Below are 16,275 nucleotides of genomic sequence, written 5' to 3'. Positions count from 1 at the left end.
TATTGCTTAGTCACCCGAAATAGTTTAAAATAACTTGAATGAAGATACGGGTAAAGAGAGATGACAGTAATGCCGAAATACATATGGCTATTAGCGATAGCAACTACGATTAACGTTACAGGAGCTTCATTTTTGTGGCCACTGAATACCATTTATATGCACAATGAACTCGGCAAAAGTTTGGCTTTTGCGGGGTTTATTTTGATGTTTAATCAGTGAGCATCGATTGCGGGGAACATGATTGGTGGAATGTTGTTTGATAAATTAAGTGCATTCCGGACCATCATGATTGGAATGTCGATTGCTTTAGCAGCGTCTGTTACGATGTCGTTTTACCATAGTATTGTTCCCTATTCGATTTTGCTGGTTTTAATTGGATTTGGTGCAGGCATGACATGGCCAGTAATGTTCGCAATGGCTGGTTCTGTATGGCCAGAAGGTGAAAGACGTGCTTTTAATGCGGTATATGTTGCACAGAACCTTGGTGTAGCGCTTGGTGCATCCATTGGTGGGTATATTGCGAGTATCTCGTTTAATTATATTTTCATCGCGAACGCAGTGTTATTTGCGGTGTTTCTAGTCCTTGTCCTAACAACGTTTAAAGGGATGGATAAAGAGCGGGACCGTCAAATGCATACGACTATTTTAAAGCAGAATAAGGGCATTAAAAATAAATCAGCGTTTACAGCACTAATCATTTTATGTGGTGGATTTTTGATCTGCTGGATCGCTTACAGTCAATGGCAATCAACTATTGCGTCGTATACACAAGACGTTGGAATTGGTTTAGAGCAATATAGTATGCTTTGGGCAATCAATGGTTTCCTTATCGTTTTAGGTCAACCTCTGTTAAAATTAATTACAGATCGGGTTACATCTACGAAAAAACAAATTTATATTGGAAATTCGATTATAATAATAGCATTTGCTATAACTATGTTTGCGGAAGCATTTACTTTATTTGCAGTTTCAATGGTGATTTTAACTATCGGCGAAATGATTATGTGGCCTGCCATTCCGACGCTGGCTAATGAACTGGCACCAAAAGGACGTGCAGGCTTTTACCAAGGAATTGTGAATAGTGTTGGTGCTGCTGGACGAATGATTGGTCCACTACTTGGTGGGTTGATTGTAGATTTATACAATATTCAATTGTTGTTTTTCCTTTTATTAGGATTGTTGGTTATCCCATATTTCACGACACATTTGTATGACCGCAAACTAATTGAAGAAGAGGCTTCCTAAATAAATAGATGAAGGAGAATGAGTATGAACAAGTTAGAAAAGCAGATTAAGCTTATTGCACTCGATATGGATGGAACATTGTTAACAAGCGATGAAAAGGTAACAGAACGTACGCACAAGGCAATTCAACAAGCAATGGAAAAAGGTGTGCATGTTGTAATTAGCACTGGTCGTTGGTTGGGCTCATGCTATCCATATGCAGAATCTCTTGGATTACAGTCTTATCTTGTGACAAGTAATGGTGGAGAAATCTGGACGATGGAAAAAGAACTGATCGAGCGCCATACAGTTGATCCGGTCTTAATGGAAAAATTGTGGGACCTTGGTAAAAGATATGATATGGGATGCTGGATGATTGCTACTGATGCTGTTTGGCGTGGGGAGCGTCCAAATGAATTTTCAAAGCATGAATGGTTGAAAGTTGGGTTTGACTCACATTTTCCAAGTAATTTGGAGAAATTCATGCAGGAACTATCTTATTTTGATGAATTGGAGTTAACTAATTCACAACCACACAATGTAGAAGTTAACCCAAAAGGCGTACATAAAGGTAGTGCCTTAAGTAAGGTTTGTGAAAAACTGGGTATCACCATGGATGAGGTAATGGCGGCAGGAGACAGCTTGAATGATATGAAAATGATTCAACAGTCTGGACTAGGAATTGCTATGGGCAATGGACAGGAAGCAATTAAGAAAGCAGCAGACTTTGAAACCGATACAAATGATGATGACGGTGTTGCAAAAGCAATCGAACGGTTTGTATTAGATTGATCCTCGGCTGAATCCTTTCCTTTTGCCTTACTTTTTTGTCGAATTCCTTCTATATTTGTCAGTAGCTTTCATTGTGTGCAAAAAAGGAGTATAATATAAGGAAGTAAGACGAAAGGGGTTTTGTTGATGTCTTTTTCTCGCGGTCCTAAAGAGCCACTACCTGAAATAGAAACACATGTGTGGACTTGTTCTAGTGAAGAGTGTCAAGGGTGGATGAGGGAGTCATTTAGCTTTGAAGAAGAGCCAAAATGTCCACTTTGTAAGTCTTCAATGGAAAAGGAAACACGTATGCTACCTGAATTAAAATAAGTCGCTTAAATCAAGGCATACCCAGTAGTAAGAGCTATTAATTGCTTGTATCAAGTAGGATGAATTACTGCTTTTTTTTTATGTTTATATATTTTTGATTGGGATGTCTGATTTGGCATCTTTTTTATATATTTTCAAGCAGAAGGATGCATGATCAACAAGCGAATAGCTTTAGAAAAACCTTAGTCATTTGGCTGAGGTTTTTTTATTTAAGGTCGATTTCTATAAGTTGAAAAAATGTAGCTGTATAGAAGTATATTTCCACTGCGGCATTAAATAACTTAAAACAATAATCTTTACTAAAGGCTGTTTTCGCAAAGATTGTTGCTTTTGGGGGAATAGATATATATTGCGACGTAACATGCAACTCTGGATATAAACTGCGAAGTAACCAAAAATTATGTTCAGTGCCCTGCGACCGCTACGGAAAAATCACTACGCTTTCCGCGGGCTTGCGCTGAGCCTCCTCGATCGCAAAGAACGCTCACTGCGGGGTCTCATCACTTCGCTTTCCCGCAGGAGTCTCCGTGTTTTTCCTCCGCAAACATGGTGTCTGAAAGCAGTGCTATATAGCTCCTTATGGCAGTTGATTGGAGCGGATGACCGTTGACTCCTGCGGGAACAGCACGAGTCTGAAGACCCCGCAGCGGAAATCAACCAGCATTACGTCGCAATATATATCAACTATGCAGATGAAATAGCAACAATGCGTACGAAAAGAGCCCAACTTAATAATAAGATAAATGAAAAGTCTAATAGTTGCAACAATTCATGATTAATTGATATAATCAATGAAGAGGTTACGCCTTAGACAAACTCAACATTATATATGTAAGCGATTGCAATAATACGAGGAGGAATGTATAGAATGCAGTATGCAAATCCAAACACAGACGGGGCAAAGGTAACATTCAAAGATCGTTATGATAACTTCATAGGGGGAGAATATAGAGCTCCTGTAAATGGAAAGTATTTTGAGAATGTAAGTCCTGTAACAGGCAAGGTCTTTTGTGAGATTGCTAGATCGACAAAAGAAGATGTAGAAGCAGCAGTAGATGCAGGTCACGCAGCAGCAGAAAAATGGGGCAAAACCTCGGTTGCGGAACGTGCTAATATTTTAAATAAAATTGCCGATAGAATGGAAGAAAATCTGGAAACGCTAGCTGTAGCAGAAACATGGGATAATGGTAAGGCAGTTCGCGAGACATTGGCTGCCGATATTCCTCTAGCAATAGATCATTTCCGGTATTTTGCTGGAGCAATTCGCGCCCAAGAAGGCGGACTCAGTCAAATTGACGATGATACAGTTGCCTATCATTTTCATGAACCATTAGGTGTAGTTGGACAAATTATTCCATGGAACTTTCCAATCTTGATGGCTACATGGAAATTAGCACCTGCACTTGCAGCAGGAAACTGTGTGGTGTTAAAGCCTGCTGAGCAAACACCAGCATCAATTCATGTATTGTTGGATCTTATTAAAGATCTACTTCCAGCAGGGGCACTTAATATTGTTAATGGATTTGGTGTGGAAGCAGGAAAACCTTTGGCATCCAACAGTCGAATTTCTAAAATTGCATTTACTGGTGAAACAACTACCGGGCGCTTAATTATGCAATATGCTTCTGAAAATATTATCCCAGTAACACTAGAGCTTGGTGGGAAATCACCGAACATTTTCTTTGAAGATGTTATGGACGCGGATGACGGATTTTTGGATAAAGCAATTGAAGGCCTTGTCATGTTTGCTCTTAACCAGGGAGAAGTATGTACTTGTCCATCTCGTGCGTTAATCCATGAATCGATTTACGACGAATTTATCCAGCGGGCTGTTGAACGGGTAAAACAAATTAAGATTGGGCATCCACTTGATACAGATACAATGATGGGTGCACAGGCTTCACAAGAACAATTAGAAAAAATTCAATCGTACCTAGATATCGGAAAGCAAGAAGGTGCTGATGTTCTTGTTGGTGGAAGCACCAATAAATTAGATGGGGATATGGAAAACGGTTATTACGTTGAACCGACTATTTTCAAAGGAAACAATAAAATGCGTATTTTCCAAGAAGAAATCTTCGGTCCAGTACTGTCTGTGACAACATTTAAGGATAAAGAAGAAGCAATGGAAATCGCTAACGATACGTTGTATGGATTAGGTGCAGGTGTTTGGACACGTAATATTAATACTGCTTATCGTTTTGGACGTGGAATTGAAGCAGGCCGTGTGTGGACTAACTGCTACCATCAATATCCGGCGCATGCAGCGTTTGGTGGTTACAAGAAATCAGGTATTGGTCGAGAAAACCACTTAATGATGTTAGACCATTATCAACAAACTAAGAATCTATTGATTAGTTACAGTGAAGGTGCTGCTGGATTATTTTAAAATTTGGCTCGGTTGATTTCCGCGGGCAGCTGGTATAATAGTTGCCAATAACAGCATTCATTAGTTGAAAAAAATGACAAAGAATTCTTACGCAAATAGCCTTACCAGTCCAGGTGAGTGGAGGGCGGTGACTCCTGCGGGAACAGCACGTGTCCGAAGACCCCGCAGAGTGGTTTTCTCGAGGTGGCTGAGGCCGTGCCCGCGGAAAGCATCCGCCCGTAGCGATCCTGGACGGCAGCAATAGCACATGTCTTTGGAAATAAATCTAAAGTTACGTCGTAAAGAGATTTGGCATACGAGGAAGTAAATGAACGTGATGAACCATTTTTTCGTATTTTGGTTTAAGGAGTGAGAAAAATGGTTGAGCGAGTTACAGTGACTGATGAAGCATTAAAGCTCATTGAAACGTTAAAAGAAACCCATGGTGATTTAATGTTTCATCAGTCTGGAGGCTGTTGTGATGGTAGTTCACCAATGTGTTATCCGAGAGGTGAATTTCGTACCGGTGATTCGGATGTTTTGCTTGGAGAAATAGGTGATACACCATTCTACATGGCAAGAGACCAATATGAGTATTGGAAACATACGCAAATAATCGTTGATGCAATAGATGGTCGTGGCGGGATGTTTTCACTTGAGGGACCTGAAGGAAAACGATTTTTGACAAGATCACGGGTTTTCACAGAAGAAGAACGTGCAGAGTTAGCTAAATAGATTTATAATAGGAAAAAATCATCAACTCATATAGTACTTTGTTGGTGATTTTTTCTTATTCATTAGGAGGGATTTTTTTGAAACACACGATTGCCATGATCCAACTTGATATCAACTATGGAGATCCTCAATCGAATTTCAGCCGTGCTTCAGAATATATTGGTAAAGCTGTAAAATCCGGAGCTGACATAATTCTACTTCCAGAGCTATGGACCACTGGTTATGATTTAACCCGACTTGATGAAATTGCGGATGATCAAGCTAAGAAGTCGATTGCATTTATACAAGAGCAAGCGAAAAAGTATGATGTGAGTTTAGTAGGGGGATCTGTTGCTGAAAAATGTGAGGATGGTGTACGGAATACTTTACTAGTTATAGATAACAAAGGAAAACTAGTCCACAAATATAGTAAACTACACTTATTTCAATTAATGGACGAACACAATTATTTAGAAGAAGGGACTGACGAAGCGGAATTTGAATTAGCTGGTGCCGACTCTGCGGCGTTTATTTGCTATGACATTCGATTCCCTGAATGGATGCGAAAGTCTGCTTTAAACGGAGCAAAGGTCATGTATGTTGTTGCGGAATGGCCTAAACCGCGGATAAATCATTGGAAGGTCCTATTGCAGGCTAGGGCCATTGAAAATCAGTGCTATGTCATAGCTTGTAATCGAATCGGATCAGATCCCAAAAATGAATTTGGAGGCATGTCCTTAATAATTGATCCCTGGGGTGAGGTTGTAGCAGAAGGTGGAGAAACGGAAGAAATAGTTATTGGTGAAATAGATTTTGAGCTGGTTGATGAAGTGAGGAAGAGAATTCCCGTTTTTCGTGATCGGAGAGATGAGAGGTATTAACAGGTAAGGTAATAATCTTGCACACTTTCGCCTATCCAACATAAACTAATAAGGGGAAAAAGCTGAAAGGGCGTGTTAACTTGTCTGATAAAAGTTACTACTATGCATGGGGTCACACAGCTCAAGGCTTGAAAAGTTTTACAGAATCAAACCTTGTAAACATAGAAAATATATTTGTATTAAATAATCAGTCCGCGACTATAAAAACGGAGGTAATTAGAAAGCTAATCAATCAATATGAAGATACATGCGACATAGAAATTATCAAAAGTCTAGATGGAAATGAATTCTTAGACGGTGTGATAATTCGAGAGAAATCCATAGCCGTGATTGCTCACCCGATTCCTGAAGTTGAAAATGGTCGTGTAATCGATTTAGAGCATGAAACATTGGATATAGAGGAATTACTTGCAAAAAAGAATGAATACTCAACAACTGCCTATAAAGCGTTCGATAACGGCTTAAAAATACACGATGACCTTGAAGAAATATATATTGACGAAATGGACTTTGCTAAAGCAGATCAAGTTGCTTCCAAGTATATTAATAAACTAATAACCTCCTCATCAACTAATGAGGGAGAAGGATATACTTACCGCCGCTTATTCGGAACCAATACGAAAGACGGTGTAGTAAATGTTGTACCTGAGCTTATGGAGAGTGTCTCCAAAGCATACTTTATTAAGGGTCGAGCTGGCACTGGAAAGTCGACGTTTATGAAAAAAATCGCACAGGCATGTACAGACCAAGGCTATGATGTAGAGTTATATCATTGTAGTTTTGATTCGAACAGCATAGATATGGTGCTTGTTCGTGAAATGGACTTTTGTATCTTTGATAGCACGGATCCGCACGAGTTTTTTCCTGAACGAGCAGGGGATGAAATTATAGATTTATATGAAGAATTAGTAACACCTGGAACAGATGAAAAGTATGCTACGGAAATTGAAAAACTTAACAAAGCGTATAAGTCCTACATGAAACAAGGGATTGAACATCTGAAAGAGGCAGGTATTTATCAAAGTCAGGTTGAGGAAAAGTTCAAAGATGTAGATGAATCTGACATAAATAAAATTGCTGAACACATTTTAAATCAAATAATATAATAAACATAATGCCGTCAATTTTTTCCAGAGAATTGGCGGTAATCCCAAATAGAACTTTATTTTAGATCTTTGGAAAAGTAAATATATTATTTTCGACAAACTTCTCTCTTGTGTTTTCACGAGAAATTAGGTAAAATTAATTAACTGAAAATTTAAACAAGATGAACTTCAGGAGGTGGAGAAAAGTGCTAACCGTTAAGATGTTAAAGCCATACTATATAAAAGCCGATGGGGATTATGTTCGAGTTATTCTTGCTTATCAGTACTTTGCATTATTCATTAATGAGAAGGTATACCAATTTGTACCTACAAAGGAAAAAGAGATTCGGATTAATCGTAGGACACAGAAGGTAGAAAATATAGACGCATTGTTCGCTTTTCAAAAGGGTAAAGATGTCATTCAAGTTGCTATGAGTGAACTTGTATCCATTCCTGATTTTTTACTACAACTCAATGAAATAGCAAAGCCGTATTATATGGATGAATCCATTGAAGAAGATACTGACTCAAAAAATGAAAACGCTATCATTATAGGTGAATTAGAATATGAAAATATAAAACGTTTAATCGATAAAGCATTAGATGAACGAGATAAAGATACATTTGATAAACTTGTGAAACAACTATAAAACAAAAGCTACTCCAAATTTAATCTGGAGTAGCTTTGTTTTATTTCATTTCTTTTAAAATCTTTGTTACCTTTTCAACCGCGTAAGCACTTCCACCTTTATCTTCGGTATGCTCAATCATCATAGCGATTAATATATCTTGTGATTCAGTAGGATATGCCACAAACCAGCCATTTTCCTGGCCGGATTTAACGTCCTTGGATTTTTTCAACTCAGCAGTACCTGTTTTTCCTGAGATTGGGAAGTCAGCTTTTTGTGCGCCATTTGCAGTTCCTTTTGCTGATGTAACAACTCTTCGTAAGCTTTCACGTAGAAGTGCTGCTTGATCTTCGGTTATTAAATCTTTTTTCCAAACTTGACTTACTTTTTCATCCTTCAACAATATAGGTTTGATCATATTTCCGGAATTTAAAAGTGGTGTATAAGTGGCTGCTAAGTGAAGTGCGCTGATTTGCATTTCACCTTGACCATAACCAGAATTCGCAAGCAGTACCTTATCTTTTAATTTACCATCAGTTGAAACAGTTGACGTTTGAATTGGGTAGGTAAACGGAATATCTTCACCAAATCCAAACTTCTGTAGTCCATTAACGAATGTTTCGCTACCCATTTCAAGGGTTTTCATTGCGAAGTAAATATTATCAGAACGAATTAAAGCGTCTTTGAGATCAACAGGGCCATCAGATTCAGAAACCCTGTGTATTTCATAATTCCCAAAGGATTTTCCAGGGCTCCAAGTTAATCCGTTTATTTCAACACCTTCATTAGGATCAATTGCACCACTTTGTAATCCAATTGAAGCAGTAACTGGTTTAATAACCGAACCTGGAACAAAGGTTGCCGAGAATTTATTGATAAGTGGTTGCTTCGGGTTTTCCTGTAATTTTGTTAGTTTGGATTGTGAGATTCCAAATACAAATTCATTTGGGTCAAATGCCGGACTGCTCACAAGTGCTAGTGTTTCGCCAGTTTTTGGATCGATTGCTGCTGTTGTTCCTGCTTCGCCGTCATACGATTGATAAATTTTCTTTTGTAATTCAGCATTGATTGTCAGCATAATATTTTCACCGTCTTTGACAGGTTTTTCTGCTAAGACAACATCTTCTTGACCCTCCGCTACTATTTTAATGCCTTGTTCCCCACGCAATCGTTTGTCGTATAATTGTTCAAGTCCACGTTTACCGATCATATCATTTGCAGAATAAGTCCCATCATCATTTTTCTCAAGCTCTTCCGCAGTAATTTTACCGATGTAACCAACTAAATGTGCTGTAGATTCACCATATGGGTAGACGCGACCTGTTACTTTTTTACCTGCTACAGGTCCAGTAGCCCACAATTCTTCTAGGTTTTCTTTTGTAGTCGGTACTTTGGTTATTGGTACGAAATCATCTGGTGAAACCCAATTAGCATTTAACTTATTATTTATCGTTTCTACATCTATTCCGAGTAAATCTGCTATTTCTTTTTTCTTTGCCTCAGGAGAGTCTCCTAACTTTCCGGGAACGATACCTACTTCCCAAACATCATCATTAATTGCTAGTGGCATTCGATTGCGATCAAGTATTTCCCCACGTCTTGGTTTTTCTGTTGTAATTGCAATATCTCCACCGTCTTTAATAGCCGGGAAAATAAATCCTGGATCCCATTTCACGTACCAATTTTTATTTTCTTCCTCACCTTGTTGAATTAGTTGCGCTTCATAATCAAAGGTAATTGGTCCAGCAATTGTGTTCATTTCAACAGAAAATGGATAGGTAGCTTTTCCTTTTTCAAAAGCAGCCTCAACTTCTTTTTCGTCTAATTTTTCGTAGGTTATTTTTAAGTCAGATACACCTAAATCCTTATATAATTTCTTGTATCGATCAACATATTCCTCAGTTGGATATTCAGATTTAGATTTATCTGCGACCATTTTATACATTTTTGAAAAATCATTATCATGCCAGTTTTTTACGTATGTATCAAATCGTTCATTAGGTGACACTTCATCATTGGAGCAAGCTACTAATAAGATACATAGCACCATGGACATTAGGAAAACTATCTTCTTCATAAGATCCCCACTTTCTTAATAGATAACTTAGTTTAACATTTTCTTTATGTGCGTGTTCAAAAAGGTACCGAATTAGGATCAAGAATTTCGAGGCGGCGAAGTCTTGAGGACCGGAATGTAGGTTACTGCTACATGAGGACCGGAAAGACGAGCCAACGAAGAAATTCGTAGTTTATCATTTGGTGACTTTTTGAACATCCTCTATATGCAAACATTTGTATATAGATAGAAAAGTCATTCTATACTCAGAATGACTTCTCGATGTTATTTCGCTTGCATATGTTCTTTGATTGTTTGTGTTATTCGATTCATTTCCTGATCTGGAACAATGTAATACCAAACACCATTGATCATATCTCCGCTACCACTTATTTCTAATGTTTTGATGTTTTTTCTTGTATCGCGATAGTCAGAAAATAATGTTTGCATTTTTTCCATGTTTAAGTTTGTCGTTACATTATCACCAAGAATACTTAAAATATCACTAACTTTTGTTATGCTTGTAAAACTTGCAGCTTCTTCCATTGCTGCTTTGATAACACTGCGTTGACGTTCATTGCGTCCTAAGTCGCCACGCGGGTCCCCTTTACGCATACGGATATACTTTAGTGCTTCTTCACCGCTTAGATGAATTGAACCTGTTTCAAAGGTCTCTCCACCTTGGGAAAACGCCTGATCGTTTGTGACCGTTACACCACCAAGTGCGTCAATTCCTTGTTTGAAACCTTCCATGTTTACCTTTACATAAAAATGAACCGGTATATCAAATGCCTTTTCAACTGTCTTTACAGATAAATCAATTCCACCAAATGCATAGGCGTGATTAATCTTATCCATTCCTCTATCTGGAATTTCCACATATGTATCACGAGGAATGCTAACCATAATCATTTTGTTGGTTTTAGGATTAAGTGACATAAGAATCATCGTATCGGAACGACCTACATCATTTTCCCGTTGGTCAACACCAAGTAGCAATACATTTATTGAATCTTTGTCCTTTACAATTTTTTCTAGTTTCTTTTTTCTATCAGGATCATCGTCCCGGGAAAGTGGCTCATGCATGTCGGCCACAGTATCTTCAATTTTATCGTATAAATTGAAAAGATATAAACCTGCACCCAAGATTAATAGAACGATAATTCCACCAACCCAATATGGCCATTTTCGTTTTTTCTTTGCCCGTCGCTTATCAGCTCTTTTATCCACTATAATTCTCCTCTAATGTCCACCTCGGAAAAACCTGGTATTCGTCTAGTCCTTTAAAGCGAATGCCGGGATTCTCAACTACTGGATTTGGTTGAAGTTCTTTCCGTTAAAATAGTCAGTATATGGTTAGATTATAACGAATTCAAGCGGGTAAGTCTATCGATTTTAGTCATATCATACTAGTATATGTAATTAATTAGCGGATGTAATTGGGGATGCTGTAACGATACATCTTTTCGGGGCAGTGTCGAAAGTGGAAAATTTAAATAAACAGCAAAACTAACTAAAACTGCGTAAATCAATAATAATAAAAGGAATATGTTTGTTATTTTATATATTTGGTGGAATTTGCAGTTTTAAGGTGTAGGTAAAATGACTTATAATTTACTTAGATGTTCTTTATATGAAACGAAACGTTATTTAAAAGAGAACGAACGTGGCGGAGTTAATCATAAATTATGTCTTTACTTTTACAGATATGCTTTTGGTAGTTCGGTATTTAGGAAATTTATAAAAAAATAGGTCAAAATATTTAGATTGATGAATATGATAAAAGTAGCATATAGTTGATTTAGAAGAGTGATTGTTCTTTCTAAAGAAGGAAAGGGGATAATTAATGCGATTGGTAGCAGTGAAACAACTATTTCGAAATCCTTTTAGTTTAAGGCTGATCAACGGTCCGGAAATACAGAAGGAGAATGCTGGTGTGAAAGAAGTTTCCAAAAAAAGGTTGAAAAACTTAAAAATCAGGTTGAGGCCGAATCCGAAGCCAAAATAAATAGTGATAGGAGTACTATCTGAAGTTTCGGGTGGGATATTTTAGGAGCAACTACTTAGGAATACTGGCATATGGTGGGGAAACACTATTGTAGTAAAATAGAACATGACTTTTTAGAATTTTTCGTATATACTAACCTTATCCAACAAAACTAGTTGCATTTTGACAAAACAATACACCCACTATCATTTCTACATGTAGTACAATAGTAGTATAAAAATTGTTTCCTCAGAAAAGGGCAAACTTACTGAAAAGTGGGGGCGCAAAATCACAGGTCTACGGCGGAACAGCTAAGACGGCTGGGTTACCCGGGAAAATAAATGGGGGCTAACAATGGTGAAAACGGTGAATCAAACAGATCTTGATTACGAATGGGTTGAGTTGCTGCAGGAAGCGAAAAGTATTGGAATTACAGTAGAGGAGGTTAGATTGTTTCTAAATGAAATACAAACTGATCAAAATATTAATCATTAAAAAATGTGCTTAATATAGAACCATACACTTTTTTGTGGTATACTTTCACTAAAGGTAGGTGTGTGGACTTGATCGGTGAAAAAATAAAACAACTGCGCCAAGATAAAAATATGTCTATATCTGAACTTGCAGAAAAAGCTGGTGTAGCCAAATCATACTTAAGCTCAATTGAGCGTAATCTCCAATCGAACCCATCGATCCAGTTTATTGAGAAAATCGGTGTCGTATTAGGTGTCACAGTAAATGAATTAATACGTGAGGAAAACGCTACCAGTATAGAGGAAAAACTAGATGGTGAATGGTTGAAAATCGTACAGGAAGCAATGGAATCAGGAGTATCAAAAGAACAATTCAAAGAATATCTTGATTTTAACAAATGGAGAAAAAAACAGGATAACTAAATTTTTGTCTTGACCGTAGAGCTAAAATAGCATACGGTTTTTTTATTATTCTTAAAAGGATGGGTTAAAGTGAACTATTTTTCTCGTATACAGGAGTTGCTTCAAACAGTAGAAGCGAATGAAAGTGAAGCGATGAATAAAGCGGCCAAAAGGATTGCTTATTCAATCAAACAGGATGGTATCGTCCATTTGTTTGGATGTGGGCATTCGCATATATTGACAGAAGAGACTTTTTACCGTGCTGGCGGACTTGTCCCTATTCATCCAATTTTACATGAGCCGTTAATGCTTCACGAAGGCGCTATTCAATCCTCTACGCTAGAACGAAAAAACAACTATGCCGAACAGTTTATGAACGAACAGGGAATTCAATCAGGTGATGTTATGATTGTATTTTCGACGTCAGGACGAAATCCGGTACCAGTCGATGTAGCGCTGGTAGCTAAAGAGAAAGGTGCTTATGTGATAGGGGTTACATCGATTACATATGCGGAAAGTCAGCCATCCCGCCATGTTAACGGAAAGTATCTGCATGAGGTAGTAAATACAGTAATAGATAACCATGCACCAACAGGAGATGCAGTGTTAAGTCATTCAAAAGTTGCAGTAAATTATGGACCTGTTTCAACAGCAATTGGTGCTACGATTATAAATAATGTACTTGCTGAATCTATCACAATACTAGCGGAGGAAAACATTGACCCTCCAGTATTTTTAAGTGGTAATTTAGAAGGTGCCGATCAACATAATCAGGAATTAATAAATAAATATAAAGATAGAATAAAATTTTAAAGTGGGGTTTACATGAAAAAATATACATATTGGCTCCTTCCAATTTGTTGGATGGGAGTCATTTTTTACTCATCATCAACACCATATCAAGAACAGGACATTAAGCCTTTTATGTCAGAGTATCTTGATTTTTCTTTTCTGATCCCGATTGTTGAAGGTATTTCTTTTTCCTATCACCATTCACAAGTAAGTGTAGCAGCACTTGGGATTAATGGATTCATCGAATTTTTTGTAAGAAAAGGTGCTCATGTTTCGGTTTATTTAATATTGATGTGTTTATTTTATCTTGCATGTAAACAGACACTGCGAATTTCTTTTAAGGCACGGCTCGCAATCTCGTTTATCTTAACAAGTCTTTATGCTGTGACTGATGAAATTCACCAAGGCTTTACACAAAATCGAACGCCATATGCAGGAGATGTCGGATTAGACGTGTTTGGTGCATTAATCGCATTGGTGGCAATCGTTTTTATTAACAACCTCATAAAAAGACGTAGATAAACATGATTCGATTTTTATCGACATGGTTGTATAGACAACTATATAACATGATGGTATACTTTTTCATAGAAAGCGATTTCACAATAACAGGAGGAGTTTATATATGTTAGGGTATTTGCAACGACTCGGAAAATCGTTAATGCTTCCGATTGCAATGCTACCTGCTGCGGCATTGTTAGTACGACTTGGTGCACCGGATGTATTTGATATTCCGTTTGTATCTGCCGCGGGTGGAGGTATTTTAGATAATTTAGGTCTTATATTTGCTATTGGTATAGCTATCGGATTTTCGCGAGACGGGAATGGATCTGCCGCGCTATCAGGTGCTGTAGGTTATCTGGTTTTTAGTGGTGGATATAAAGCAATTAATGACGAACTTGATCTCGGGGTATTTGCCGGGATAATAGCTGGTATAGCTGCCGGACATTTGTATAATAAATTTCATGATATTCAGCTACCAGAGTTCTTAGCATTTTTTGGTGGAAAACGTTTTGTGCCGATTATTACATCGGTTTTAATGGTTCTTGTAGCAGGGGTAATTGGTCTATTATGGGGACCAGTTCAAGACGGAATTAATTCATTAGGTAGTTGGTTTATTAACTCTGGTGCTGTTGGTGTTGGGGCATACGGTTTCTTTAATCGGTTATTAATTCCGATTGGGTTACATCACGTTGTTAACACATTAATTTGGTTTGACTTTGGAACATTTGTTGATGCTGCTGGACAAACATGGCATGGAGAAATTAACCGTTTCTTAAATGGTGATCCAGATGCAGGGTTCTTTATGGCAGGGTTCTTCCCAATCATGATGTTTGGTTTACCTGCAGCGTGTTTAGCAATGTTTGCCGCAGCGAAAAAACATCGTAAAGCGGCGGTTGGAGGATTCCTTGGAAGTATTGCATTAACATCGTTTCTAACGGGAATTACGGAACCGATTGAGTATTCATTTATGTTTCTAAGTCCTTTATTGTATCTAGTACATGCAATTTTAACAGGACTATCTATGATGGTATCGTTTTGGTTGGATATTAAACATGGCTTTGGCTTCTCAGCAGGGCTTATCGATTATCTTCTCAATTTCGGAATTGCATCAAGACCATTGTTATTACTTGTACAAGGTGTAATTTTTGGATTGATTTATTTTGTGGTTTTCTATGTACTGATCAAGAAACTGGATTTGAAAACACCTGGTCGCGAGGACGACGATGAGGTTTACGTAGAAGAAAATGAACAAACTGGAGCACCTTCAAGTGGAAAAGGTCGCAAAAATTATGATGGAACGGCTTATCACTATTTGGATGCATTGGGTGGACCTGAAAACATTAAGACGCTGGACTATTGTGCTACAAGACTTCGCTTACAAATGAATGATATGAGTAAAGTTGATGAGAAAGCGTTAAAACGCCAAGGCGCGAATGGTGTAATGAAAGTGAATAAGAAAAATTTACAAGTTATTGTAGGGACAACCGTTGAATTCTTAGCTGATGCTATGAGAAAACGAATGGATCAAGGAAATATGGAAGCTCCTACTGATTCAAATGCTAAAGAGGCAAATGACACTTCCGTTCAAACGCAAGGATTTAACGCCGATGAATTTGTAATGCCTGTTAAAGGAACAATGATGCCAATTACAGAAGTACCTGATCAGGTTTTTTCACAAAAAATGATGGGTGATGGTTTTGCAATTGATCCTGAGGATGGATTGTATGTATCGCCTGTTGATGGTGAAATCCTGAATGTATTCCCAACAAAGCATGCAGTTGGAATTCAATCGGAATCTGGTCACGAAATTCTAGTACACATTGGACTGGATACAGTTGAGTTAGAAGGTGTTGGCTTCGATGTTTATGTGAAGGAAGGCGACAAGGTTAAAAAGGGTGACGTACTTGTTAAGGTTGATCTAGATTACGTTAAGGCAAATGCGACATCTACTGTTTCACCAATTGTGTTTACTAACTTAAGTGAAAATGAAAGTGTGGAGTTGCTTCAATCAGGAACAATTGGAGCGGGCAATAAAGGGATTATTGATATTAAATAAAGT

14 protein-coding genes, 1 pseudogene and 1 riboswitch are annotated in these 16,275 nt (G+C 37.8%); of the genes and pseudogenes, 13 read left to right on the top strand and 2 right to left on the bottom strand.

Features of this window, described 5'->3' with window-relative positions:
• The first annotated feature begins 69 nt into the window (after positions 1-69).
• From LG329_RS05485 to LG329_RS05450, 8 genes and pseudogenes are all read left to right on the top strand, one after another.
• A pseudogene (locus LG329_RS05485) lies at positions 70-1,245 on the top strand (MDR family MFS transporter).
• Positions 1,246-1,263: 18 nt separating this feature from the next.
• The gene (locus tag LG329_RS05480) at positions 1,264-2,016 is read left to right on the top strand and encodes a Cof-type HAD-IIB family hydrolase (protein WP_404454367.1); all 753 of its coding nucleotides are present in this window, start codon (positions 1,264-1,266) and stop codon (positions 2,014-2,016) included.
• A 126-nt stretch (positions 2,017-2,142) separates the two neighbouring features.
• Positions 2,143-2,325, top strand: coding sequence for a cold-shock protein (locus LG329_RS05475; protein ID WP_404454365.1), 183 nt, complete (start codon positions 2,143-2,145; stop codon positions 2,323-2,325).
• 868 nt (positions 2,326-3,193) lie between these two features.
• A complete protein-coding gene (gene adh, locus LG329_RS05470; protein WP_404454363.1) occupies positions 3,194-4,714 on the top strand; it encodes an aldehyde dehydrogenase in 1,521 nt (506 codons plus the stop codon).
• A gap of 357 nt (positions 4,715-5,071) precedes the next feature.
• On the top strand, positions 5,072-5,428 hold the full coding sequence (locus LG329_RS05465; protein WP_404454360.1) for a DUF779 domain-containing protein: 357 nt from the start codon (positions 5,072-5,074) through the stop codon (positions 5,426-5,428).
• 95 nt (positions 5,429-5,523) lie between these two features.
• Positions 5,524-6,288 (top strand): carbon-nitrogen family hydrolase, encoded by a 765-nt coding sequence (locus tag LG329_RS05460; RefSeq protein WP_404456415.1) that lies wholly within the window; start codon positions 5,524-5,526, stop codon positions 6,286-6,288.
• Between the two features lie 80 nt (positions 6,289-6,368).
• Positions 6,369-7,394 (top strand): hypothetical protein, encoded by a 1,026-nt coding sequence (locus LG329_RS05455; RefSeq protein ID WP_404454358.1) that lies wholly within the window; start codon positions 6,369-6,371, stop codon positions 7,392-7,394.
• 185 nt (positions 7,395-7,579) lie between these two features.
• Positions 7,580-8,023, top strand: a complete 444-nt coding sequence (locus LG329_RS05450) for an IDEAL domain-containing protein (protein ID WP_404454355.1) — start codon at positions 7,580-7,582, stop codon at positions 8,021-8,023.
• A 40-nt stretch (positions 8,024-8,063) separates the two neighbouring features.
• Here the strand turns inward: LG329_RS05450 and LG329_RS05445 are convergent, their stop codons facing one another.
• Together LG329_RS05445 and LG329_RS05440 are read right to left on the bottom strand one after the other, a co-directional pair.
• A complete protein-coding gene (locus tag LG329_RS05445) occupies positions 8,064-10,079 on the bottom strand; it encodes a penicillin-binding transpeptidase domain-containing protein (RefSeq protein ID WP_404454353.1) in 2,016 nt (671 codons plus the stop codon).
• A gap of 264 nt (positions 10,080-10,343) precedes the next feature.
• A complete protein-coding gene (locus tag LG329_RS05440; protein WP_404454350.1) occupies positions 10,344-11,288 on the bottom strand; it encodes an LCP family protein in 945 nt (314 codons plus the stop codon).
• A gap of 1,005 nt (positions 11,289-12,293) precedes the next feature.
• Positions 12,294-12,378, top strand: a riboswitch (cyclic di-GMP riboswitch).
• Positions 12,379-12,399: 21 nt separating this feature from the next.
• Between LG329_RS05440 and LG329_RS05435 the strand changes: the two genes are divergently transcribed.
• The 5 genes from LG329_RS05435 to nagE all read left to right on the top strand — a co-directional run bounded on the left by LG329_RS05435 (position 12,400) and on the right by nagE (position 16,272).
• Entirely contained in the window at positions 12,400-12,540 is a 141-nt protein-coding gene (locus tag LG329_RS05435) for an anti-repressor SinI family protein (RefSeq protein ID WP_404454347.1), read from the top strand.
• A gap of 68 nt (positions 12,541-12,608) precedes the next feature.
• The gene (locus tag LG329_RS05430; protein WP_404454345.1) at positions 12,609-12,941 is read left to right on the top strand and encodes a helix-turn-helix domain-containing protein; all 333 of its coding nucleotides are present in this window, start codon (positions 12,609-12,611) and stop codon (positions 12,939-12,941) included.
• A 69-nt stretch (positions 12,942-13,010) separates the two neighbouring features.
• The gene (locus LG329_RS05425; RefSeq protein WP_404454344.1) at positions 13,011-13,733 is read left to right on the top strand and encodes an SIS domain-containing protein; all 723 of its coding nucleotides are present in this window, start codon (positions 13,011-13,013) and stop codon (positions 13,731-13,733) included.
• Positions 13,734-13,745: 12 nt separating this feature from the next.
• Positions 13,746-14,234, top strand: a complete 489-nt coding sequence (locus tag LG329_RS05420; protein WP_404454341.1) for a VanZ family protein — start codon at positions 13,746-13,748, stop codon at positions 14,232-14,234.
• 103 nt (positions 14,235-14,337) lie between these two features.
• On the top strand, positions 14,338-16,272 hold the full coding sequence (gene nagE, locus LG329_RS05415) for an N-acetylglucosamine-specific PTS transporter subunit IIBC (RefSeq protein WP_404454339.1): 1,935 nt from the start codon (positions 14,338-14,340) through the stop codon (positions 16,270-16,272).
• Positions 16,273-16,275: the final 3 nt, after the last annotated feature.

Origin of the sequence: Virgibacillus necropolis (assembly GCF_044793635.1) — a bacterium.
GTDB lineage: Bacteria > Bacillota > Bacilli > Bacillales > Amphibacillaceae > Virgibacillus_F > Virgibacillus_F necropolis_A.
Note: the sequence above shows the minus strand (reverse complement) of the source record. Positions and strands in the feature narration are given on the sequence as shown.

What these genes read in the sequence shown, in the direction of transcription:
- nagE (WP_404454339.1), top strand. Translation starts at nt 14,338, where the DNA reads ATGTTAGGGTATTTGCAACGACTCGGAAAATCGTTAATGCTTCCGATT.
- LG329_RS05445 (WP_404454353.1), bottom strand. Translation starts at nt 10,079, where the DNA reads ATGAAGAAGATAGTTTTCCTAATGTCCATGGTGCTATGTATCTTATTA.
- LG329_RS05465 (WP_404454360.1), top strand. Translation starts at nt 5,072, where the DNA reads ATGGTTGAGCGAGTTACAGTGACTGATGAAGCATTAAAGCTCATTGAA.
- LG329_RS05475 (WP_404454365.1), top strand. Translation starts at nt 2,143, where the DNA reads ATGTCTTTTTCTCGCGGTCCTAAAGAGCCACTACCTGAAATAGAAACA.
- LG329_RS05420 (WP_404454341.1), top strand. Translation starts at nt 13,746, where the DNA reads ATGAAAAAATATACATATTGGCTCCTTCCAATTTGTTGGATGGGAGTC.
- adh (WP_404454363.1), top strand. Translation starts at nt 3,194, where the DNA reads ATGCAGTATGCAAATCCAAACACAGACGGGGCAAAGGTAACATTCAAA.
- LG329_RS05480 (WP_404454367.1), top strand. Translation starts at nt 1,264, where the DNA reads ATGAGTATGAACAAGTTAGAAAAGCAGATTAAGCTTATTGCACTCGAT.
- LG329_RS05435 (WP_404454347.1), top strand. Translation starts at nt 12,400, where the DNA reads ATGGTGAAAACGGTGAATCAAACAGATCTTGATTACGAATGGGTTGAG.
- LG329_RS05460 (WP_404456415.1), top strand. Translation starts at nt 5,524, where the DNA reads ATGATCCAACTTGATATCAACTATGGAGATCCTCAATCGAATTTCAGC.